Here is a 21,173-nt window from a genome sequence, read left to right on the forward strand (position 1 = left end):
CCGCCCCCCAATTTGCCTAATGTCGGGAAACCGGTTGTTCCTGCGCCTTCGCGCAGGTGGGTCAGCTGGTCAGAGCTGGTAGAAGCGCACGATCGCCGCGAACTCCTCCGGCTTCAGCGCGGCGCCGCCGACGAGCGCGCCGTCGACGTCCGGCTTGGCCATGATCTGCGCCACGTTGTCGGCCTTCACGGAGCCGCCGTACTGGATGCGCACGGCCTCCGCGGTGGGCTCGTCGTAGAGCGCCGCGACCTCCTTGCGGATGGCGCCACACACCTCCTGAGCGTCGTCCGGGGTGGCCACCTCGCCGGTGCCGATGGCCCACACGGGCTCGTAGGCGATGACGAGGCCGGCGACCTGCTCGGCCGTCAGGTTGGCCAGGGTGCCTCGGACCTGCTCGAGGGTGTACTCGACGTGCCGGCCCTCCTTGCGGATGTCCAGGCCCTCGCCGACGCAGATGATCGGCGTGATGCCGGCGGCCAGGGCCTTGGCGGCCTTGGCGTTGATGATCTCGTCGGTGTCGCCGAAGAACTGGCGGCGCTCCGAGTGCCCGACGACGACGTAGCTGACGCCGAGCTTGGTGAGCATCGAGGTGGAGATCTCGCCGGTGTAGGCGCCGTTGTCGAACTGCGACACGTTCTGCGCCCCCAGCTGGAACGGCAGCCGGTCCCCGTCGATGAGGGTGCGCACGGTGCGCAGGTCGGTGAACGGCGGGATCAGCACGGCCTCGGACTTCGACGGGTCGTAGTCCTTGTCGAGCAGCGCGTAGTGGATCTTCTCCACCAGCCCGGTGGCCTCGATGTGGTCGATGTTCATCTTCCAGTTACCGGCCATGATCGGCTTGCGGGTCATCAGTTGTCCTCCTCCAGAACGGAAATACCGGGCAGTTCCTTGCCCTCCAGGAACTCGAGGGAGGCGCCGCCGCCCGTCGAGATGTGGCCGAACTCGTCGTCGGCGTGGCCGAGGACGCGGACGGCGGCCGCCGAGTCCCCGCCGCCGACGACGGAGAGCCCGTCGACCGCGGTGAGGGCCTTGGCGACGGCTGCGGTGCCGTGGGACAGCGCCTCGATCTCGAACACGCCCATGGGGCCGTTCCAGAACACCGTCTTGGCGCCGGTGATGGCGTCGGCGAACAGCTTCTCGGTCTCGGGACCGATGTCCAGGCCCTGCTTGCCGGCGGGGATGGCGTGCGCCGAGACGACGTCCACGTCACCCTTGACCTGGCGCGCGTCGAAGTCCATGCCCTCGGCCACCCGCACGTCGACGGGGAGCAGGATGGTCTTGCCGCTGGCCTTGGCCTCCTCGAGGTACCCCTTGCAGGTCTCGAGGTTCGTCGCGTCGAGCAGCGAGTCGCCGATCTCGTAGCCCTGGGCCTTGAGGAAGGTGAACACCATGCCGCCGCCGATGATCAGCGTATCGGCCACCTTGAGCAGGTTGTCGATGACCGACAGCTTGTCCGCGACCTTCGCGCCGCCGAGCACCACCACGAAGGGGCGCTCGGGGGTCTCGGTGAGCCGGCGCAGCACGTCGACCTCCTTGGCCACCAGGAAGCCGGCCACGTTCGGGAGCAGCTTGGCCACGTCGTAGACCGACGCCTGCTTGCGGTGGACCACGCCGAAGCCGTCCGAGACGAACAGGTCGCCGAAGGCCGCGTAGCGGGCGGCGAGCTCCTGGCGGGCGGCCTCGTCCTTGGACTCCTCCGCCGGCTCGTAGCGCACGTTCTCCAGCAGCGCGACGTCGCCGTCGGCCAGCGCGGCGACGGTGGCCTGCGCGGACTCGCCGACGACGTCGTCGGCCAGCTTCACCTCAGCGCCCAGCAGCTCGCTGAGCCGCTTCGCGACGGGCGCGAGCGAGTACTTGGGGTTGGCCTCGCCCTTGGGCCGGCCGAGGTGGGCCATGATCACGACGCGGGCACCGGCGTCGCGCAGCGCGGTGAGCGTGGGCAGCGCGGCGCGGATGCGGCCGTCGTCGGTGATGTTCTTGTCGGCATCCAGCGGGACGTTGAAATCGCAGCGGATGAGGACCCGCTTTCCGTGGAGATCGCCCAGATCTGCAACAGACTTCACAGTGAGCCTTTCTTGTTGGGTGGCTTCGTCGGTAGAGGCGGACAACGGCCCTGCGACCCGCGCGCGGGTCACAGGGCCGTTGTTCAGACCACTTGAGGTGTGGGAATCAGAGCTTCGAGCCGACCAGGGCGGTCAGGTCGACGAGGCGGTTGGAGTAGCCCCACTCGTTGTCGTACCAGCCGAGCACCTTGACCTGGTTGCCGATCACCTTGGTGAGCTTGGCGTCGAAGATGCAGGACGCGGGGTCCGTCTCGATGTCCTTGCTGACGATCGGGTCCTCGGTGTAGACGAGCACCTTGCCGTCGGCCGCGGCCTTGATGATCGCGTTGATCTCCTCGACGGTGGTCTCGCGGGAGGCCTCGAAGGTGAGGTCCGTCGCGGAGCCGGTGGGGGTGGGCACGCGCATCGCGTAGCCGTCCAGCTTGCCCTTGAGCTCGGGGAGCACGAGGGAGACCGCCTTGGCCGCACCGGTGGTGGTGGGGACCATGTTGAGGGCGGCGGCGCGCGAGCGACGCAGGTCGCTGTGGGGGCCGTCCTGCAGGTTCTGGTCCTGCGTGTACGCGTGGATGGTGGTCATGAGGCCCTTGACGATGCCGATGCCGTCGTTGAGCGCCTTGGCCATCGGGGCGAGGCAGTTGGTGGTGCAGGAGGCGTTGGAGATGATCGTGTGCGCCGCGGAATCGTACTTGTCGTCGTTGACGCCCATGACGATGGTGATGTCCTCGTTCTTGGCCGGAGCCGAGATGATGACCTTCTTGGCGCCGGCGGCGATGTGCGCCTGAGCCTTGGTGGCGTCGGTGAAGAAGCCGGTGGACTCGATGACGATGTCCACGCCCAGGTCACCCCAGGGCAGCTGCGCGGGATCCTTCTCGGCGAAGGCCTTGATCTCCTTGCCGTCGACGGTCAGAGCGTCGTCGTCGTAGCTGATCTCGCCGGGGAAACGACCCAGGATCGAGTCGTACTTGAGCAGGTGGGCGAGCGTCTTGTTGTCGGTCAGGTCGTTGACGGCGACCACGTCGAGATCGGCGCCTGACGCGACGAGCGCGCGGAAGTAGTTACGGCCGATGCGGCCAAAGCCGTTGATTGCAACCTTAACGGTCATGAGGATATCGATCCCTTTCAGCTACCTTGCGCGGAAGCGCATGCGGACGGGTTCATCCTAACCAGTTGTGGCGCCGCGGCAAGACGCGGGGTCCGGTTTGGTGCCCGTCAGTCGTCGTCGCGCAGGTCGGCGGGCAGGCTGGCCTCTGTGGTGGGCAGCCCCGCGTCCTCCGCGGCCTTGTCGGCCGTGGCCAGGAGCCGCCTGATCCGGCCCGCCACGGCGTCCTTGGTCAGCGGCGGCTCGTGCAGGCGCCCGAGCTCCTCCAGGCTGGCCTGCCGGTGGGCGAGGCGCAGCTCCCCCGCGATCCGCAGGTGCTCAGGGGCGTCCTCGCCGAGGAGCTCCAGTGCCCGCTCCACCCGTGCGCTGGCCGCGACCGCCGCGCGCGCCGACCGGCGCAGGTTCGCGTCGTCGAAGTTGGCCAGCCGGTTGACGCTGGCGCGGACCTCGCGGCGCCTGCGGCGCTCGTCCCAGGCCAGGCGGGTCTCCCCCGCCCCCATGCGCGTCAGCAGCTCGGCGATGGCGTCCCCGTCGCGGATCACCACGCGGTCGACGCCGCGCACCTCGCGCGCCTTGGCCGACACCCCGATCCGACGGGCCCCGCCGACCAGCGCGAGCGCCGCCTCGGAGCCCGGACACGTGATCTCGAGCGACATCGACCGGCCGGGCTCCGTCAGCGACCCTCGGGCCAGGAACGCCCCGCGCCACATCGCCACCGCGTCCGCGACCGACCCGCCGACGACGGCCGGGGGGAGCCCGCGGACGGGACGCCGGTGCATGTCCACCAGGCCGCTCAGGCGGGCCAGCTGCTCGCCGTCGCGCACCACCCGCAGCGTGTAGCGGGGGCCGCGGCGGACGCCGGACCCGTTGATGACCAGCAGGTCGCTCTCGACGTTGTACAGGTCGGTGACGAAGGCGCGCAGCCTGCGCGCCGCGGCCCCGGTGTCCAGCTCGGCCTCGACGACGATACGTCCCCCCACCAGGTGCAGGCCGCCCGCGAACCGGAGCAGGGCGGCCACCTCTGCGCGGCGCACCGAGGGGTGCGGCGCGAGGACGGTCGCCAGCTCGGACTTCACCTTCTGCGTCAGGGCCATGCGGGCAGTCTGCCACACGCCCCGAAGCACCCGTCAGCCGCCGATGACCTCGCTGAAGACGGCGGCGAGCAGGTTGGGGTCGTGGGTCGGGGAGCCGTCCCGGGCCCTCACATCGGCTGTGACAAGGCGTCCGCCCAGGGATTCGACGTAGGACTGGAGGTGGTGGTCGGTGCCGGCGAAGCTGGCGTCGGCGATCACCACGTCCAGCGTCAGGCCGGGGGCGTGCTCGGCCAGCAACTCGATGTGGCGCGACGGCGTGAACCCGTCGGTCTCCTCCGCCGGCGCGATGTTGAGCACCAGCACCCGCTGGGCCTTGGTCTCCAGCAGCGCCCGCGCGAGGCCCGGCACCAGGAGGTGCGGGATCACGCTGGTGAACCACGATCCGGGCCCCAGGATCACGCTGTCGGCCTCGCGGACCGCAGTCAGGACCTCGGGCCTGGCGGGCGGACGGTCCGGGATCAGGCGCACCGCCTGCACGACGGCGCGGGTCTTGGCCACCGTCGCCTGCCCGGAGAGGGTGCAGACCTCGTCGGGCTCGAGCGGATCGAGGCCCACGACGTCGGCCTCGATGTCCAGCGGCACCGAGCTCATGGGCAGCACCCGGCCGCGGGTGCGCAGCAGGTCGCCCACCATGTCCAGCCCGGCCACCGGGTCGTCGAGCTGCTGCCACAGCCCGGCGATGAGGAGGTTGCCGATCGCGTGGCCGCCGAGCGGCCCGTCGCCGTGGAAGCGGGCCTGCAGCACGCTCGCCCAGGTGCGGCCCACGTGGTCGTCGGAGCAGAGGGCCGCCAGTGCCATGCGCAGGTCGCCTGGCGGGAGGCAGTCGAGCTCCTGGCGCAGCCGGCCGGAGGATCCGCCGTCGTCGGCCACCGTCACCACTGCGGTCAGCCGGTCGGTGACCCGCCTCAGCGCCTTGAGCGAGACCGCCAGCCCGTGCCCCCCGCCGAGCGCGACGACCCGGGGCAGCCGTGGGAGGCTCATTCCTTGCCCAGGTCCCGGTGCAGCACGGTGGTGGGGAAGCCTCGCTCCCTGAGCCTGACCGCGAGCTCCTCGCTCATCGAGGTGGAGCGGTGCTTGCCGCCGGTGCAGCCGATGGCGACGGTGACCTGGCGCTTGCCCTCGGCGAGGTAGCCGGGGGCCACCGTCTCAAGCAGGTTGACCATGGCCTCCTGGAACTGCTGCGCGGCCTCGTGCTTGAGCACGTACTGGGCCACGTCCTTGCTGAGGCCGGACTTGGGCCGCAGCTCGGGGATCCAGTGAGGGTTGGGCAGGAAGCGGACGTCGAAGACCATGTCGGCGTCGATCGGCACCCCGTTCTTGAACCCGAAGGAGATCAGCGCGATCTTCAGCCTGTCGGTCGCCTCGTCCCCGAAGTGGTTGGCCACCCGCTGCGTGAGCTGCCGCGCCGAGAGGTAGGTGGTGTTGACGACGATGTCCGCGTCCGCCCGCAGGTCCGCCAGGAGGCGGCGCTCACGGTCGATGCCCTCGCTCAGGCGGTCCCCGCCCTGCAGCGGCAGCGGCCTGCGGTTCGACTCCTGCCTGCGCACGATGACGTCGTCGGCGGCCTCGAGGAACACGCTCGTCACGGAGGCGCCGGCGGCCTTCAGGCTGGCGATGACCTCCGGAAGCTGCTCGAAGTGCTCCCTGGACCGCACGTCGGCCACCACCGCGATCCTGGAGATGCCGTAGCCGCGGAGCGTCTGGGCGAGCGCCGGCAGCATCACGGGGGGCAGGTTGTCCACGACGTACCAGCCGAGGTCCTCCATGGTGTGCGCCGCCGTCCGGCGACCAGCGCCGGACATTCCGGTGATGAGGGCGATCTCCTGCGGGGCATCGGTCATGCCGCCAGCCTAAGGGAGCGGCGGCGCCTCGTCGTGCCGGCACGTCCTCACCGGAGTCGGCATGAATGAGCAGCACCCACCTCCGGGCTCGCGCAGAGAGGTGCAGAGAGGTATGGGGCGCCTTGACCCTATGCTCTCTCGCATGTCGCTGACCTACGGCTTCCCGTCGACCGCGGATCCGATGTCCGTGTCGCTGGCCACCGCGCCGGGCATCGGCCCGGCAGGGAGGGTGGCCAGCCCCCACTTCTTCTCCGGCACCGTCGTCGAAGCGGAGCAGTGTGCGCGAGGGATACTCGCCGTGGCCGAGGTGGCCGCCACGAGCTACTACACGCGCATCGAGTGGAGTTCGTTGGACCCCGTGGTCACCAGCGACGGTGAACGCCTGCGGTTCGAGTCGTTCTCGGGATGCGGGGGCGTCTACGCGCGGTTCGACCTGCTTCCAGGTGCCCTCACCGGGGCACCCGGCGAGCTCGGCACCACCAACATCGACGTCAACCCGCCCCTCAGGCACGCCCTCACCACCATCCGCTCGGGCGAGCCGCTGCGGCTCGACGTGGGTGCGGATGCGGTCACCGCCTCGACGATGACCGGGTCCGTCGTCGAGCGGAAGGTCAAGCTGCCAGAGCGCTGGGTCCGCGGCTTCGGGGAGGCGTCGGTGGCGGCCGCGACCATGCAGTCCCTGGCCGAGGTGCCAGCGTTGGCCGCGCAGCGGTTCCTGCGGTCGCTGCCGCGCGGGGGCCGCAGGCTCTGGATCGTGCCGTCGGGCTCCTCACTGCGCGTCTCCGCGGTCCCGACCGACGGCGCCGCATATCTCGACGGCACCCACCGTCTGGGCGCGTTGCTGCCGATGCTCCGATGGGCTAAATCGCTGCGGCTCCACGGACCGCTGGCCACCGGTGGAGCGCCCCGCCCCAGCGCGTGGGAGCTGGTCCTCGACGATGCCCGCCTCACCTTGACACTCTCACCCGAAGTGCCTCGCGGCTTCAGCGGCGAGGGTGCGGTGCTGACCGACCTGGCGCTGGGCGACGCCGACGACGCCGGCGGCGTGCTCGACCAGCTGGCCTGGACTCCGGGCGCGGACGCCGCGACCATCGCGTACGCGCTCGGGTGGGAGGAGGGACGCGTGCTTCGGGTGCTCACCCGGCTCGGCACCTCGGGGCGGGTCGGTTTCGACTGCGCCGAGGGCGCCTTCTTCCATCGCGAGCTTCCCTACGACGCGGATGCCGCGGCCCGTCGTAACCCGAGGCTTGTGGGGGCGCGCCAGCTGCTCGCCGCTGGTGCGGTGCGGGTCGACGGTGAGACCGCCACCGTCGACTCAGGCGACTCCACGTACCGGCTGCGGCGCCTCACCTCCGGCTGGGCCTGCACCTGCACGTGGTGGACCAGGTACGAGGGCGGACGCGGACCGTGCAAGCACGCGCTGGCCGTGGAGCTCGCCCGGTGATCGACCAGTCGGCGCTCGAGCGGGCGATCCGGCGCAATGACTCCACCGCCGTCGCGCAGCTGTACCGCGGCGCGGGCGAGGCGGACCGGAAGGCGACCCGTCCCCTGCTCGCCGCGTTGCGGAAGGAACAGGCCGAGTACTGGCGCACCGGCCGGTGGCCGGGACGCCCCTTCGCGGACTTCGCCCTCGACACCGCGATGCTGGCCACTGCACCCTCCGCCGAGGGTGCCGCCCGGGTGCTCCGCTGGGGAGACCACCCAGGGCGGCTGGACGTGATCCTCGACCGCAGGGTGTCGTGGCTCCCTGCATTGGTCGCGCTCCTCACCAGGGTCACGATGAGCGCGGAATCGGGCCGCGACGAGGTGCCGTGGGAGGTGGTCGACGCTCTGCTCGCCCGCTGCGGACTCACCCACCTGGACACACCCGACTACGCCCTGAACCTGCTGCGCCGCCAGGACCCACGGCTGGACGCAGAGGCCCAGCTCGCCGTCGACCCGGCACTTCCCGGCATCCTGCTGCGGGCGCTGGAGTCGGACCGCCTGCACGACGCCGTGGTATCCGAGTGGCTGAACGCCGCCGCCAAGGGGCGGGAGCGCCGCTGGGCCGTCATCGCAGCCGAATGGGCTGCGGGTGGGGTGCTTGACCGGGACGAGTTGCACCGTCGGCTGGTGGCAGCGCTTGTCCGGGGCGGCATGCAACCGCACCTGCGGGCCGTCCTCTGGATCCTCGAGGAACTCGCGGCCACCCCGGCCGAAGTCCAGGGACTCATCCGCGAGTACCTGGCGCTTCTGGACAGCCGGCAGGCCTTCGTGGCCGTCCATGCGCTGAAGGCCGTCCGGCGACTCGACGCCGCCGCACCCCTCGAGGCCGCCACGGTGGTCGACGCCTGCGCCCGGCTCCTGGCCCGAGCCGACGCCTCCCTCCCCCAGTCCGCACTCACCTGGCTGGGGGCTCTGAGCAGGCGGGCGCCCTCGTCGCCCGATATCATCGCACGAGCGGCCGCCGTCGGCCTCGGCCACCCGAAGCGGGCCGTGCAGGAGAAGGCTCTGGCCCTCCTTACTGGGCTGGGGCCGCTCGGCGATGCAGCCGCGTCTGACGTGGCCTGGGCCCTGGATGGTGTGGATGCGACGGTTCGCGGCGCGGATCCGGCCACCGTTGTCGGACGCCTGCCGGAGCTGCCCATCGCGGCGCCGGTCCTGCCCCTCGAACCTGTCGGGTCATCCGACGAGCTTGTGGACCTGGTTCGCCGGGTCACCACGATCGGGTTCGAGTTCGGCGACGAGGAGCGCCTCGTCGCCGGCTTCGCCGCCTACGGAGGCCGGCTCCAAGGAGCATCGCGCGCCGAGGTGCTCACGGAACGAGACTGGATGCCGGACCTCCTCGAGGAGCTCCGCGGCGGCCTTGCGGAGACGTCCCGCGGCGCCGTGGCCACCCTGAAGCGGCTGACGCCCAGGCACCGCGCCGATGCACGCGCCACGGTAGTGCGCGCGCGCGAAGTGGCCAACGCGCTCAGGGCCGGTACCGCCACCGCGCTCGTCGCGTTCCCGCGCGACGCCTCGGGCATCCTCGACCCCGACCGTCTCCTCCAGGACCTCGCCAGAGCGGCCGCTGAGGACAGGAGCATCCCTCGCGTGGATCTCGAGGCCGCATGGCTGCGTCTGCCGCTCGGCCTCGGCGACGACTACCGGGAGCGGGTGGCAGCTCTGGACGGTCCCGATGCGCACTGGCTGGCCGGGGAGTTGGCTGCCGGCGCGCTCCCCGCTCCAGCCCTGAGGCACCTGTACCGGGACCACCACCGCCGCGGGTCCTACCACCGCTTCACCGGCGAGTGGCCTGGAGTCACCGGTCGCGGTGGGGCGCTGCTGCGACGCATCGGCCGGCTCGACGGGGTGACGCAGTACGTCGGCGGTGAGGAGTCCTCGGCAGTCACGTTGACGCCCACACAACGGGAACTGCTCTCGGCACACCACCTGCGCGAACTGTCGGGGTGGGATGGTCGCGGGGTCCTCGTCCAACCGCTGACTCTGCTCCCCCACCAGCAGGGCGCGGTGGGCCAGGTGACCCACGTCACGTTGGCGGCAGGCGCGGCCCAGGAGGACGCCGCCACCCGGGCGGCGACACTTGACGCGACACTCGGCCTGCTTGCGGCAGGTGACCTCGACGGCGAGGCCGCGGGTCCCCACTGGGCCGAGCTGTTGACCTCCGGTGAGTACCGGCTCACGCGATGGACCCGCCACCTCCGCGACGTGGCCGGCTCCAGCCTCGCCGGCGCCCGCTACACGTGGGGGGTGCAGCGCCACGTCCTGGCCACGCTGCTCCCGGCCGATCCGTCCGGCCGCGCCGGCATCGCCGATCTGGTGGGGCTGGCAGCAGAAGCGGCCCTGGTGACAGGCGCCACCGGATCCATCAGGGGCCTGGACGAGGTGGCCGAGAGAACGGGCAGATCGCGGCTCACGGTCGAGGCGCGCCGGTTGCGCTCGGTGCTCCGCGGGGGCCGCCCCGACGCCTGAGCTGACATCAGTCGTCGCTCGGAAGGCCGCGGGCGTGGAGGGCCTCACCGGTGCGCTCGGCGTAGGCCACAGCCCCCACCACCACGGGGGTCAGCAGCAGCGCTGGGTTGCGGTCGCGGCCCCGGGCGCGCGCGGAGTCGCGGGCGTCGTCGATGGAGCCGATGAGGTACGGCACCGACCGGATCATCAGGGCCACGGCCAGCGCCACCTGCTGAGGGTCGACCCGCACCCACCGCAGCGGCGCGAGGCCGCGGGCCAGCGCGTCCATGAGGACGGGCGTCGAGGTGGTGAGGGTGAGCATCCGCGCAGCCAGAACGGCGACCAGGATGTTGCCGGACTGCACCACGGCGGCGGCCGGGTTGAGCGAGATCAGGTGGTAGGCGGCCATCACGATGAGCAGGATCCAGAGCACCCAACCGATCCGCAGGGCACGCCAGGGGGTCACGCCCGAGGTCCACAGCAGCGCCAGCACGACCGCGAGGGCGACGGCGGTGACCCACCAGGAGCCGGCGGCGAGCGGGGGGATGGTCACGGCCAGGAACAGGAGGTACTTGGCGCCCGTGCCGAACCGGAACAGCCAGCCCTCCCCCGGCTCGTAGAGGCCCAGCAGGGATGCGTGGGCGTTCACACCAGCACCGCCTCGTACGCCGCGAGCGCCTCCTCCGGCGCGCCGTCGGCGGCGATGCGGCCCTCGTGGACCACGATCACCCGGTCGGCGTCGGCGGCGACGTCGAGGTCGTGGGTGGAGAAGATGATCTGCTGGCTGAGCTCCGCGAAGGTCCGGCGGAGCGCCCGCCTGTTGCGGAGGTCCAGCAGGGTGGTGGGTTCGTCCGCGACCAGGATGGTCGGCTCGACGGCCAGCACGCTGGTCAGCGCCACGAGTTGTCGTTCGCCGCCGCTGAGGTCGTAGATGCTCTGGTGCGCCAGGTGCCCGAGGCCGCGATCCTCGAGCAGGCCCTGGGCCATGCGCGTCCGCTCCGCCCGGCCCTTGACCCGGCCGCGGAGGCTGAGCTCCACGTCCTCGATGGGGGTCGACATCAGCAGCTGGGCCAGCGGATCGGTGAAGACGAAGCCCACCTTCGCCCGGACCGCCTTCGCGTCCTTGACGGTGTCCAGGCCGTCCACGGTGACGGAACCCTCCGTCGGGTGCCGGAGCCCGTTGAGCAGGCGCAGCAGCGTGGACTTGCCCGAACCGTTGGCCCCCACGAGCGCGATCCGCCGCTCGGCGAGGTCCAGTGTGAGGGGGTGCAGCAGCACGCGGTCGGCGTCACCCCGGCGGACTGCCGGGATGACGACGGTGACCGCGCGCAGGCTGATCATCGGCCGAGCAGCCTCGGGAAGGCCTTGTGGACGGCGAACGCGATCACGGCGGCGATGATCCCCTTGAGGATGTCGCCGGGCCAGAAGGCGAGGTCGCTCAGCCAGATCTCGCCGATCGGCTTCCCGACGGCGCGGGCGATGCCGGCCACGCCGAGCGGCCAGATGATGAGCACCCGGGCGGCGAACACACCGAGGAAGAACAGCACCGGGGTGAGCGGGCTCAGCCCGCGCCGCACGGCCCACTGGGCCACGAGGCCCACGACGAACGCCGAGAACAGGAAGCCGATCAGGTAGCCGCCCGTGGGGCCGACGAGGACCGCGAGGCCGGCCCTGCCGCCGGAGAACACCGGAAGCCCGGCGAGGCCGACCAGCAGGTAGAGGGCCACCGCGGCGGCACCCCGCCAGGCGCCGAGGCAGAGACCCGCCAGGGCCACGCCGAGGGTCTGGAGCGTGATCGGCACGCCGAGGGTGCCGATGGGGATGGCGGGGGTCAGTGCGAGGGCGGCGATGAGGGCCGCGAAGACCGCGACATAGGCCAGGTCCGCGGGGGCGAAGCTGCGCACGGAGGGGGCGGTGGTGGTGCTCATGGGGTGCTCCTGTGGTGAGGCGTCGTCCCATCCTGCATCAGAGTTTGAACGATGTTCAAATCGGGTCATGTGCCGGTCACCTCGCCCGTGGTGAGGTTGATCGCCTCGCCGCCGGTGTCGGCCACGGCGGCCTTGACGCTGAGCGCCAGGCGAGGCCCGAATCCCGGCACCGCCGCGATCTCCTCCACGCTGGCCAGCCGCAGCTTCCGCACGCTGCCGAAGTAGGTGAGCAGCGCCTTGCGCCGGAGCTCCCCGAGGCCGGGGACGTCGTCGAGCACCGATTCGACCACCTGCTTGGCCCGCCGGGAGCGGTGATGGGTGATCGCGAAGCGGTGGGCCTCGTCGCGGAGCCGTTGGAGCAGGTACAACCCCTCCGAGGCGCGCGGCAGGATGAGGGGGTAGTCCTCCCCCGGCACCCACACCTCCTCCAGGCGCTTGGCCAGTCCGCACAGGGCGATCTCGCCCTTGAGGCCCGCCTCGGCGAGCACCGCCGCCGCCGCGTTGACCTGCGGGAGCCCGCCGTCGACCACGATGAGCGCAGGTGGGTAGGCGAACCTGGCGGCCTCCCCGGTGGTGGCGTCCACCTTCACGTCGGAGGACCGGTCGTCGACAAGGCGGCGGAGCCTGCGCTGCAGCACCTCGCTGATGGCCGCGACGTCGTTGGAGCCCTCGAAGCTCTTGATGATGAAGCGCCGGTAGGCGCTCTTCCGGGGCAGGCCGTCCTCGAAGACCACCATCGAGCCCACCACCTCCGACCCCATGGTGTGGGAGATGTCGTAGCACTCGATCCGCAGGGGCGGCTCGGCGAGCCCGAGCGCCTCGGCGACCTCGTCCAGCGCGGTGTTGCGGGTGGTGAGGTCCGAGGCGCGGCGCAGCTTGGCCTGGCTGAGCGACATCTCGGCGTTCTTCACCGCCGTGTCGAGCAGGGTGCGCTTCTCGCCCCGGAGCGGCACCTTGATGCTGACCTTCGCGCCCCGCCGCCGGCTGAGGTGTTCGACGAGGGTGTCCTCGGCCTCCACCGAGGTGAGGACGTGCGGCGGGATCTCCAGGTCGTCGGTGTAGACCTGCTCGAGGAAGACCTCCAGCAGCTCGGTGAGCGGGCGGTCGTCGGCGCGGTCCGCGATCCACCCCCGCTCCCCCAGGATGCGCCCGTCGACGATGTGGAACACCTGCACTGCGACCTGCTGGCCGTCGTCGGCGAACCCGACGATGTCGGCGCGGGTGCCGTCGCTCAGCACCACCGAGTTCTTCTCCTGCACGCGTTTGAGGGCGCCCAGCGAGTCGCGCAGCACGGCGGCGCGCTCGAAGTTGAGCTCGGCCGAGGCGTCGTACATGTCGCGCTCGATCCGGCCGATGATCCCGCCGGTGTTGCCGCCCATGAAGGAGCAGAAGTCCTCGGCGATCAGCCGGTGCTCGTCCGCGGAGACGCGTCCCACGCAGGGCGCCGAGCACTTGCCGATGTCGCCCAGCAGGCAGGGCCGGCCCGAGGACCGGGCGCGGTTGAACACCCCCTGCGTGCAGGAGCGCATCGGGAACACGCGCAGCAGCAGATCCACCGTCTCCCGGATCGCCCACGCCTGCCCGAAGGGCCCGAAGTACCGCGTGCCGCGCTTCTTGGCGCCGCGGCCGACGAACACCCTCGGATACTCGTCGCTCATCGTCACGGCGAGCCACGGGTAGGACTTGTCGTCGCGGTACTTGACGTTGAACCGGGGATCGAACTGCTGGATCCAGGTGTACTCGAGTTGCAGCGCCTCCAGCTCGTTGGCCACCACGGTCCACTCCACCCTGGCCGCGGTGCGCACCATCGTCTGGGTCCGGAAGTGCAGGGCCGACGGATCGGCGAAGTAGGTGTTGAGGCGCTGGCGCAGGCTCTTGGCCTTGCCGACGTAGATGACGTTGCCGAAGGCGTCGAAGAACCGGTAGACGCCGGGATCCGTCGGGATGCTGCCCTGGGGTGGGCGGTAACTCGCGGGATCGGCCATGCGCGCAATTCTATGAGCCTAGGCTGGGGCCATGACCACGCGGAGAGAGCTCATCGCCGCGGGCGCGGCCATCGCGGCGGCGCTGCTGGCGGGCTGCGCCGACGACGCGGCGCCCCAGTCCTCGGGAGCGGCACCCGCCGACGAGGTGACCGTGCCGAAGGATTCGGTGCCGGTGGGCGGCGGGCTGGTGCTCGACGGCGGCTTCGTCGTCACCCAGCCGGAGGCGGGCGCCTTCTTCGCGTTCTCCTCGCGCTGCACCCACCAGGGCAACACGGTGTCCGAGGTCCGCGAGGACGGCATCTTCTGCCGGTTCCACGGCTCGCTGTTCGCCCTCCGCGACGGCACCCCCGTGCAGGGCCCGGCCACCGATCCCCTGGTCCGCGCCACCCTGACCGAGTCGGGTACGGACCTCATCGTGGCCGCCTGACCCACGGCCTCCACACTGACCCCGCCGACGCCAACCTGCCAGCGCCCAGACGCGGCCGCGGAGTAGGTAGTGGTCCATACCAAGTCCACACGCAGCCAACCGGGTTGGTTTCGGCGCGGGCTGGGCCGCTTCGCGGCTCGGCCCGGCTCAACCCAAGTCGACACGCGCTGAGCCGCAGGCGGCTCGGCGCGGCTCAACCCGCGGAAAGGGGCCAGTCTCGAGGCGAGCAGGTGCGTGAGGTGACCGCGAGGGCGGGGGACGGCAGGGCGGCTGGGCGCAGGGATGCCCAGCCCGAGGGGCACCCGGAACAACCCGCCTGAAGCAAGCTCGAGCCAGGGCCGCCCTGACGGCACCCGCCCGAACCCGGCAACGCCACAGGCGAACCAGTGACGGGAGACGTGGGACGAGGCCCGGGCGGCCTCAACTACCCGACCACAGCCGAGCACGCGGCCGACAAGCACACGGCGGTCAAGGGCCGCACGGGCCTCGTGTCAGGGCTCCCGGCACCACACAGCGAGAGCTCCAATCGCGAGGACCTCGGCCCTACTCCATGGACTGGCGTCAGTTGGTTTCGACACGCGCTGAGCCGCAGGCGGCTCGGCGCGGCTCAACCAGCGGGAAGGGGCCCGGCTCAACCTAAGTCGACACGCGCGCTGCGCTTCGCGGCTCGGCGCGCTCAACCAACTGTAAGGAAGGGGTGGCTCGGCGCGGCTCCACCAGCGTCGGCAGGGGTCAGCCCGGCCGCGATCTGCCAGCGAGGGCGGGGGACGGCAGGGCGGCTGGGCGCAGGGATGCCCAGCCCGAGGCGCACCCAGAAGAACCCGCCTGAAGCAGACCCTCGCCAGGGCCGCCCTGCCGGCACACGCCCGGAACCGACCACGCCACAGGTAGACCAGTGACGGGAGACGTGAGACGAGGCCCGGGCGGCCTCAACTACCCGGCCACAGCCAAGACCGCGGCCGACAAGCAGACGGCGGACAAGGGCCGCACGGGCCTCGTGTCAGGGCTCCCGGCACCCACAGCGCCCGAGCCGCACCCAGGCAGCGCGGCGCGTCAGGTCGGCGTGACGCGGCACTCCTGGACCGGGACGATCAGGCGCGGTCGAGGAGGGGCTTGAGGAAGGCGCCCGTCGCCGAGCCTTCCGCCTCCGCGACGTCCTCGGGGGTGCCGGTGGCGATCACCTGGCCTCCGCGGGTGCCGCCGTCGGGGCCCATGTCGATGACCCAGTCGGCGGACTTGATCACGTCCAGGTTGTGCTCGATGGTGACCACGGTGTTGCCCGCGTCGACGAGGCGCTGGAGCACGGCCAGCAGGCGGCGGATGTCCTCGAAGTGCAGGCCGGTGGTGGGCTCGTCGAGCACGTAGAGCGTGCGGCCGGTGGAGCGCTTCTGCAGCTCCGCCGCGAGCTTGACTCGCTGCGCCTCGCCTCCGGACAGCGTGGTGGCCGGCTGCCCGAGGCGCACGTAGCCCAGGCCCACCTCCGTGAGCGTCTGGAGGTAGCGGGCGATCGAGTTGATGGACTCGAAGAAGTCCACCGCCTCGCTGATCGGCATGTCGAGCACCTCGGCGATCGTCTTGCCCTTGTAGTGCACCTCGAGGGTCTCCCGGTTGTAGCGCGCGCCATGGCACACCTCGCAGGGCACGTAGACGTCCGGCAGGAAGTTCATCTCGATCTTGATGGTGCCGTCGCCCATGCAGTGCTCGCAGCGGCCGCCCTTGACGTTGAAGGAGAACCGCCCCGGCTGGTAGCCGCGCACCTTGGCCTCGGGGGTCTTGGCGAACAGGGTGCGGATCTTGTCGAACACGCCTGTGTAGGTGGCGGGGTTGGACCTCGGGGTCCGGCCGATGGGCGATTGGTCCACCTGGATCACCTTGTCGATGTGCTCCAGGCCGTCAAGTGACCTGTGCCTCCCGGGCACCGCCTTCGCGCCGTAGATGGCCTTGGCGGCGGCCGTGTAGAGGATCGAGTTGACCAGGGAGGACTTCCCCGAGCCCGACACGCCGGTGACCGCGATGAACTGGCCCAGGTTGAAGGACGCGTCGATGCCGCGCAGGTTGTGCTCCCGGGCGCCCCGCACGACGATCTTCTTCCCGTTGCCGGGGCGGCGGACCGCAGGCACCGGGATCGAGAGCCGCCCCGACAGGTACGCGCCGGTGCGCGACTCGGGGTGGTTGAGCAGGGCCTCGACGGGGCCGGAGACCACCACCTCGCCTCCACCCTCGCCTGCCCCGGGGCCGATGTCGACGGCCCAGTCCGCGGAGCGGATGGTGTCCTCGTCGTGCTCGACGACGATCAGGGTGTTGCCCAGGTCGCGCAGCCGGTGCAGGGTCTCGATGAGGCGCAGGTTGTCGCGCTGGTGCAGGCCGATGCTGGGCTCGTCGAGCACGTAGAGCACGCCCACCAGCCCGGAGCCGATCTGGGTGGCCAGCCGGATGCGCTGCGCCTCCCCGCCCGAGAGCGTGCCCGCGGCCCGCGACAGCGTGAGGTAGTCCAGGCCCACGTCGAGCAGGAAGCGCAGGCGGGTGTTGATCTCCTTGACCAGCCGCTCCGCGATGGCGGCCTCGCGCTCGGTCAGCTCGAGGCCGGTGAGGAAGGAGGCCGCCTCGCCGATCGACAGGGCGGAGAGGTCCGCGATGGTGCGGCCGGAGACGGTGACGGCGAGGCTGGACGGCTTGAGCCGTGCGCCGCCGCAGGCCGGGCAGGCGACCTCGCGCATGTAGCCGCCCCAACGGTCACGCGCAGCGTCGGTCTCGGCCTCGTCGTAGCGGCGGCGGATGAAGGGGATGACGCCCTCGTACTTCTGGGAGAAGGAGCGCACGCGGCCGAATCGGTTGCGGTAGCTGACCACTACGTTGCCCTTGACGCCGTGCAGCAGCACCTTCTTCGCCGCGGCGGTGAGGTCGCGCCAGGGCGCGTCGAACGAGAAGCCGTGCTCCTCCGCCAGCGACAGCAGCACGTGCTCGTAGTGGGCCTTGATGGTGGGCGCGGTCCAGGGCGCGATGGCGCCGTCGGCGAGGGAGAGGTCGTCGTTGGGGATGAGCAGCTCGGGGTCCGGGTCCAGCAGCGTGCCCAGCCCTGAGCACTCGGGGCAGGCGCCCCACGGGCCGTTGAAGGAGAACTGCCGGGGCTCGAGCTCGTCGATGTTGACGTCGTGCTCGTTCGGGCAGCCCATCTTCTCGGAGAAGCGGCGCTCCCGCTCCGGATCGTCGGCGGGGAGGTCGACGAAGTCGATCGTCACCACTCCGCCCGCCAGCCCGAGCGCGGTCTCGACGGACTCGGTGATCCTCTGCTTCGCGTTCGGCCGCACCACGGCCCGGTCCACCACCACCTCGACGTCGTGCTTGCGGTTCTTGTCGATCGTCGGGAGCTCGGTGAGCGGATGCGTGTCGCCGTCGATGCGGACGCGGCTGTAGCCGTCGCCGATCAGCTGCCGGAACAGCTCGGCGTGCTCGCCCTTCCGGCCGCGCACGAGCGGCGCGAGGATCTGGAAGCGGGTGCCCTCCTCCAGCGACATCAGCCTGTCCACGATCTGCTGCGGCGTCTGGCGGCCGATCACCGCGCCGCACACCTCGCAGTGCGGCACGCCGATGCGGGCGAACAGGAGGCGGAGGTAGTCGTAGACCTCGGTGATGGTGCCGACGGTGGAGCGGGGGTTCCGGCTGGTGGACTTCTGGTCGATCGACACCGCCGGCGAGAGGCCCTCGATGAAGTCGACGTCCGGCTTGTCCATCTGCCCGAGGAACATGCGGGCGTAGGCGGACAGCGACTCGACGTAGCGGCGCTGCCCCTCCGCGAAGATGGTGTCGAACGCCAGCGACGACTTGCCCGACCCGCTCAACCCGGTGAACACGATGAGCGAGTCCCGGGGCAGCTCCAGCGACACGTTCTTCAGGTTGTGGACGCGGGCACCCCGCACGACGAGCCGATCATTCACGCCCGCCATGGTACGGCTTTGCTAGGTTGGCCCCATGCCCACGAGCCGCGCACCCTTCGTCGACGTGGTCGCGGCCGTCCGCGAACACACGTCGCAGCTGCTGGGCAGGACCATCGGCTTCTCGGACGAGGACTGGGCCGCGCCCACCGCGCTGCCCGGCTGGACGCGCAGCCACGTGGCGGCGCACCTCGTCGACGGCGCCCGCCGGCTGGTGCGCGTCATCGACGGGCTGCACTCGGGTCAGCCGCGCACCATGTACGACTCGGACGCGGAGGAGCGGCGCACCATCGAGATGGGCGCGTTGGCCGGCGGGCTGGACCTGCAGATCCAGCTCGACACCACCGCCAGCGAGCTGCAGGAGCTGTTCGCGTCGCTGGAGGGCGACAAGTCCCCGGTGCTGCTCAGGCCGGGCTACGGCATCCAGGCGTGGCAGATCCCGCTGTCGCGGCTGGGCGAGGTGGTCCTGCACGAGATGGACCTCGACGGCCGCTCCGCGACCATGAACCTGGACCCCGAGACCGCCGTGTCGCTGTTGGCCTTCCAGGTGGAGCGGCTCGCGGGCCGCGACGAACGCCCGTCGGTCCGGTTGGTGGCGGACGAGGGCTACGACGCCACGCTCGACGGGCCCGGGGACCGCACCGAGGTCCGCGGCCCCGCCACGGACCTGATCGCCTGGCTCGCGCGCGGCGTCGACTCCCCCCGGCTGATCCGCTCCTTCTCCTGACCCGAGGGCGACGGCTCCGGCGCGCCCGGAACTGTCGGTGGGCGCTATTACCCTGGCCTGCATGCGTCCCATCGAAGAACTCCAGCGCCAGGTGGCACCCCTCCAGGTGATCTCCGAGTACCGGCCCTCCGGCGATCAGCCGCGCGCCATCGCTGAGCTCGAACGGCGCATCGGCGCCGGCGAGAAGGACGTGGTGCTGCTGGGCGCCACCGGTACGGGCAAGACGGCCACCGTCGCCTGGCTGGCGGAGCGCCTGCAGCGGCCCATGCTGGTGATGCAGCCCAACAAGACGCTGGCCGCGCAGTTCGCCAACGAGCTGCGGGAGCTGATGCCCAACAACGCCATCGAGTACTTCGTGTCCTACTACGACTACTACCAGCCGGAGGCGTACCTCCCCCAGACCGACACCTACATCGAGAAGGACTCCTCCCTGAACGAGGAGGTGGAGCGGATGCGGCACGCGGCCACCAGCTCGCTGCTGACCCGGCGCGACGTGATCGTGGTGGCCACGGTGTCGGCGATCTACGGCCTCGGCACGCCGCAGGAGTACCTGGAGCAGCGGGTCACGCTCCGGGTGGGCGACGAGATGGACCGCGACGAGCTGCTGCGCCACCTCGTCGACATCCAGTACGCCCGTAACGACATCGGGGCCGGCCGCGGCACCTTCCGGGTCAAGGGGGACACGCTGGAGGTGTTCCCGATGTACGAGGAGAACGCCGTGCGCGTGGAGTTCTTCGGAGACGAGATCGAGCGGATCGCCACGATGCATCCGCTCACGGGCAACCTGATCCGCGAGGAGCAGGAGACCTACATCTTCCCGGCCACGCACTACTCGGCGGGGGCGGACCGGATGGAGCGCGCCATCGTCGGCATCGAGGCGGAGCTGGCCGAGCGGCTGGCTGAGTTCGAGTCGCAGGGCAAGCTGCTGGAGGCGCAGCGGCTCCGCATGCGCACCGCCTACGACATCGAGATGATGCGCCAGATCGGCACGTGCTCGGGCATCGAGAACTACTCCCGCCACATCGACGGCCGCACCCCAGGCTCCGCGCCCAGCTGCCTCGTCGACTACTTCCCGGAGGACTTCGTGCTCGTCGTGGACGAGTCGCACGTCACCATCCCCCAGATCGGCGGCATGTACGAGGGGGACGCGTCCCGCAAGCGGACCCTCGTCGAGCACGGCTTCCGGCTGCCCAGCGCCATCGACAACCGGCCGCTGAAGTTCGACGAGTTCGTGGAGCGGATCGGGCAGACCGTGTACCTCTCGGCCACCCCCGGCCCCTACGAGATGGAGCGCTCGGACGGCTTCGTCGAGCAGATCATCCGCCCCACCGGCCTGGTGGATCCGGAGGTGATCCTCAAGCCCACCAAGGGGCAGATCGACGACCTCATGGCGGAGGTGCAGCTCCGGGTGGAGCGCAACGAGCGCGTGCTGGTCACCACGCTGACCAAGAAGATGGCCGAGGACCTCACGGACTACCTCATGGATCACGGGATCCGCACCCGTTACCTCCACTCGGACATCGACACTATCCGGCGCATCGAGCTCCTGCGCGAGCTGAGGCTGGGCGAGTACGACGTGCTGGTGGGCATCAACCTGCTGCGCGAGGGCCTCGATCTGCCGGAGGTGTCGCTGGTGGCCATCCTCGACGCGGACAAGGAGGGCTTCCTCCGTTCGGGGCGCTCGCTCATCCAGACCATCGGCCGCGCCGCGCGCAACGTGGCCGGCCAGGTCCACATGTACGCCGACAAGATCACGCCCTCGATGGAGGCGGCGATCGACGAGACCAACCGGCGCCGGACCATCCAGGTGGCCTACAACCAGGAGCGCGGCATCGATCCCCAGCCCCTGCGGAAGCGGATCGCGGACGTCTCCGAGATGCTGGCGCGGGAGGACGCGGACACCGACCAGCTGCTGGAGGCCGCGAAGCCGTCGGGTCGCAGGGGGCTCGACGCCTCCACGTTGGCGCGCGACGACCTGGCCAAGCTGATCGAGGAGCTCACCTCCGCGATGCACCAGGCGGCCTCCGAGCTGCAGTTCGAGGTGGCGGCGCGGCACCGCGACGAGATCGCCGACCTGAAGAAGGAGCTGCGCGGCATGATCGAGGCCACGAAGTAGTCCCGACCGGCGCCGCCGGCCGACGCGG

At 71.0% G+C, this 21,173-nt stretch carries 16 protein-coding genes; 5 read left to right on the forward strand and 11 right to left on the reverse strand.

What is annotated here, in order from left to right:
* Window positions 1-69 precede the first annotated feature (69 nt).
* The 6 genes from tpiA to rapZ all read right to left on the reverse strand — a co-directional run bounded on the left by tpiA (window position 70) and on the right by rapZ (window position 6,097).
* The gene (gene tpiA, locus ACZK5D_RS08285; protein ID WP_458994302.1) at window positions 70-849 is read right to left on the reverse strand and encodes a triose-phosphate isomerase; all 780 of its coding nucleotides are present in this window, start codon (window positions 847-849) and stop codon (window positions 70-72) included.
* Window positions 849-2,063: a phosphoglycerate kinase gene (locus ACZK5D_RS08290; protein ID WP_458994303.1), complete on the reverse strand. Its 1,215-nt coding sequence runs from the start codon at window positions 2,061-2,063 to the stop codon at window positions 849-851. Before ACZK5D_RS08290 ends, tpiA begins: the two co-directional genes overlap by 1 nt.
* A 106-nt stretch (window positions 2,064-2,169) precedes the next feature.
* The gene (gene gap, locus ACZK5D_RS08295) at window positions 2,170-3,165 is read right to left on the reverse strand and encodes a type I glyceraldehyde-3-phosphate dehydrogenase (protein WP_458994304.1); all 996 of its coding nucleotides are present in this window, start codon (window positions 3,163-3,165) and stop codon (window positions 2,170-2,172) included.
* 107 nt (window positions 3,166-3,272) lie between these two features.
* A complete protein-coding gene (whiA, locus tag ACZK5D_RS08300; protein ID WP_458994305.1) occupies window positions 3,273-4,256 on the reverse strand; it encodes a DNA-binding protein WhiA in 984 nt (327 codons plus the stop codon).
* A gap of 33 nt (window positions 4,257-4,289) precedes the next feature.
* The gene (locus ACZK5D_RS08305) at window positions 4,290-5,237 is read right to left on the reverse strand and encodes a gluconeogenesis factor YvcK family protein (RefSeq protein ID WP_463664924.1); all 948 of its coding nucleotides are present in this window, start codon (window positions 5,235-5,237) and stop codon (window positions 4,290-4,292) included.
* The gene (rapZ, locus tag ACZK5D_RS08310; protein ID WP_458994307.1) at window positions 5,234-6,097 is read right to left on the reverse strand and encodes an RNase adapter RapZ; all 864 of its coding nucleotides are present in this window, start codon (window positions 6,095-6,097) and stop codon (window positions 5,234-5,236) included. The genes ACZK5D_RS08305 and rapZ overlap by 4 nt, the downstream gene beginning before the upstream one ends.
* Before the next feature lie 142 nt (window positions 6,098-6,239).
* Between rapZ and ACZK5D_RS08315 the strand changes: the two genes are divergently transcribed.
* Together ACZK5D_RS08315 and ACZK5D_RS08320 are read left to right on the forward strand one after the other, a co-directional pair.
* Entirely contained in the window at window positions 6,240-7,541 is a 1,302-nt protein-coding gene (locus tag ACZK5D_RS08315) for an SWIM zinc finger family protein (RefSeq protein WP_463664925.1), read from the forward strand.
* A complete protein-coding gene (locus tag ACZK5D_RS08320; RefSeq protein ID WP_463664926.1) occupies window positions 7,538-10,051 on the forward strand; it encodes a hypothetical protein in 2,514 nt (837 codons plus the stop codon). The genes ACZK5D_RS08315 and ACZK5D_RS08320 overlap by 4 nt, the downstream gene beginning before the upstream one ends.
* Window positions 10,052-10,058: 7 nt before the next feature.
* Here the strand turns inward: ACZK5D_RS08320 and ACZK5D_RS08325 are convergent, their stop codons facing one another.
* From ACZK5D_RS08325 to uvrC, 4 genes are all read right to left on the reverse strand, one after another.
* A complete protein-coding gene (locus ACZK5D_RS08325; RefSeq protein WP_463664927.1) occupies window positions 10,059-10,679 on the reverse strand; it encodes an energy-coupling factor transporter transmembrane component T family protein in 621 nt (206 codons plus the stop codon).
* The gene (locus tag ACZK5D_RS08330) at window positions 10,676-11,371 is read right to left on the reverse strand and encodes an energy-coupling factor ABC transporter ATP-binding protein (RefSeq protein ID WP_463664928.1); all 696 of its coding nucleotides are present in this window, start codon (window positions 11,369-11,371) and stop codon (window positions 10,676-10,678) included. Before ACZK5D_RS08330 ends, ACZK5D_RS08325 begins: the two co-directional genes overlap by 4 nt.
* Window positions 11,368-11,958 (reverse strand): biotin transporter BioY, encoded by a 591-nt coding sequence (locus ACZK5D_RS08335; RefSeq protein ID WP_463664929.1) that lies wholly within the window; start codon window positions 11,956-11,958, stop codon window positions 11,368-11,370. Before ACZK5D_RS08335 ends, ACZK5D_RS08330 begins: the two co-directional genes overlap by 4 nt.
* Window positions 11,959-12,023: 65 nt before the next feature.
* Window positions 12,024-13,943, reverse strand: a complete 1,920-nt coding sequence (uvrC, locus tag ACZK5D_RS08340) for an excinuclease ABC subunit UvrC (RefSeq protein WP_463664930.1) — start codon at window positions 13,941-13,943, stop codon at window positions 12,024-12,026.
* A 31-nt stretch (window positions 13,944-13,974) separates the two neighbouring features.
* On the opposite strand from uvrC, the gene ACZK5D_RS08345 reads away from it, so the two are divergent.
* The gene (locus ACZK5D_RS08345) at window positions 13,975-14,370 is read left to right on the forward strand and encodes a Rieske (2Fe-2S) protein (RefSeq protein WP_458994314.1); all 396 of its coding nucleotides are present in this window, start codon (window positions 13,975-13,977) and stop codon (window positions 14,368-14,370) included.
* Between the two features lie 1,091 nt (window positions 14,371-15,461).
* On the opposite strand, the gene uvrA is transcribed toward ACZK5D_RS08345, so the two are convergent.
* On the reverse strand, window positions 15,462-18,314 hold the full coding sequence (uvrA, locus tag ACZK5D_RS08350) for an excinuclease ABC subunit UvrA (RefSeq protein ID WP_463664931.1): 2,853 nt from the start codon (window positions 18,312-18,314) through the stop codon (window positions 15,462-15,464).
* Window positions 18,315-18,339: 25 nt separating this feature from the next.
* On the opposite strand from uvrA, the gene ACZK5D_RS08355 reads away from it, so the two are divergent.
* Both ACZK5D_RS08355 and uvrB read left to right on the forward strand, forming a co-directional pair.
* Entirely contained in the window at window positions 18,340-19,029 is a 690-nt protein-coding gene (locus ACZK5D_RS08355) for a maleylpyruvate isomerase family mycothiol-dependent enzyme (RefSeq protein WP_463664932.1), read from the forward strand.
* A 61-nt stretch (window positions 19,030-19,090) separates the two neighbouring features.
* Entirely contained in the window at window positions 19,091-21,145 is a 2,055-nt protein-coding gene (gene uvrB / locus ACZK5D_RS08360) for an excinuclease ABC subunit UvrB (protein WP_458994317.1), read from the forward strand.
* The last annotated feature ends 28 nt before the right edge of the window (window positions 21,146-21,173 follow it).

The organism is Tessaracoccus yangjingae (assembly GCF_055326235.1).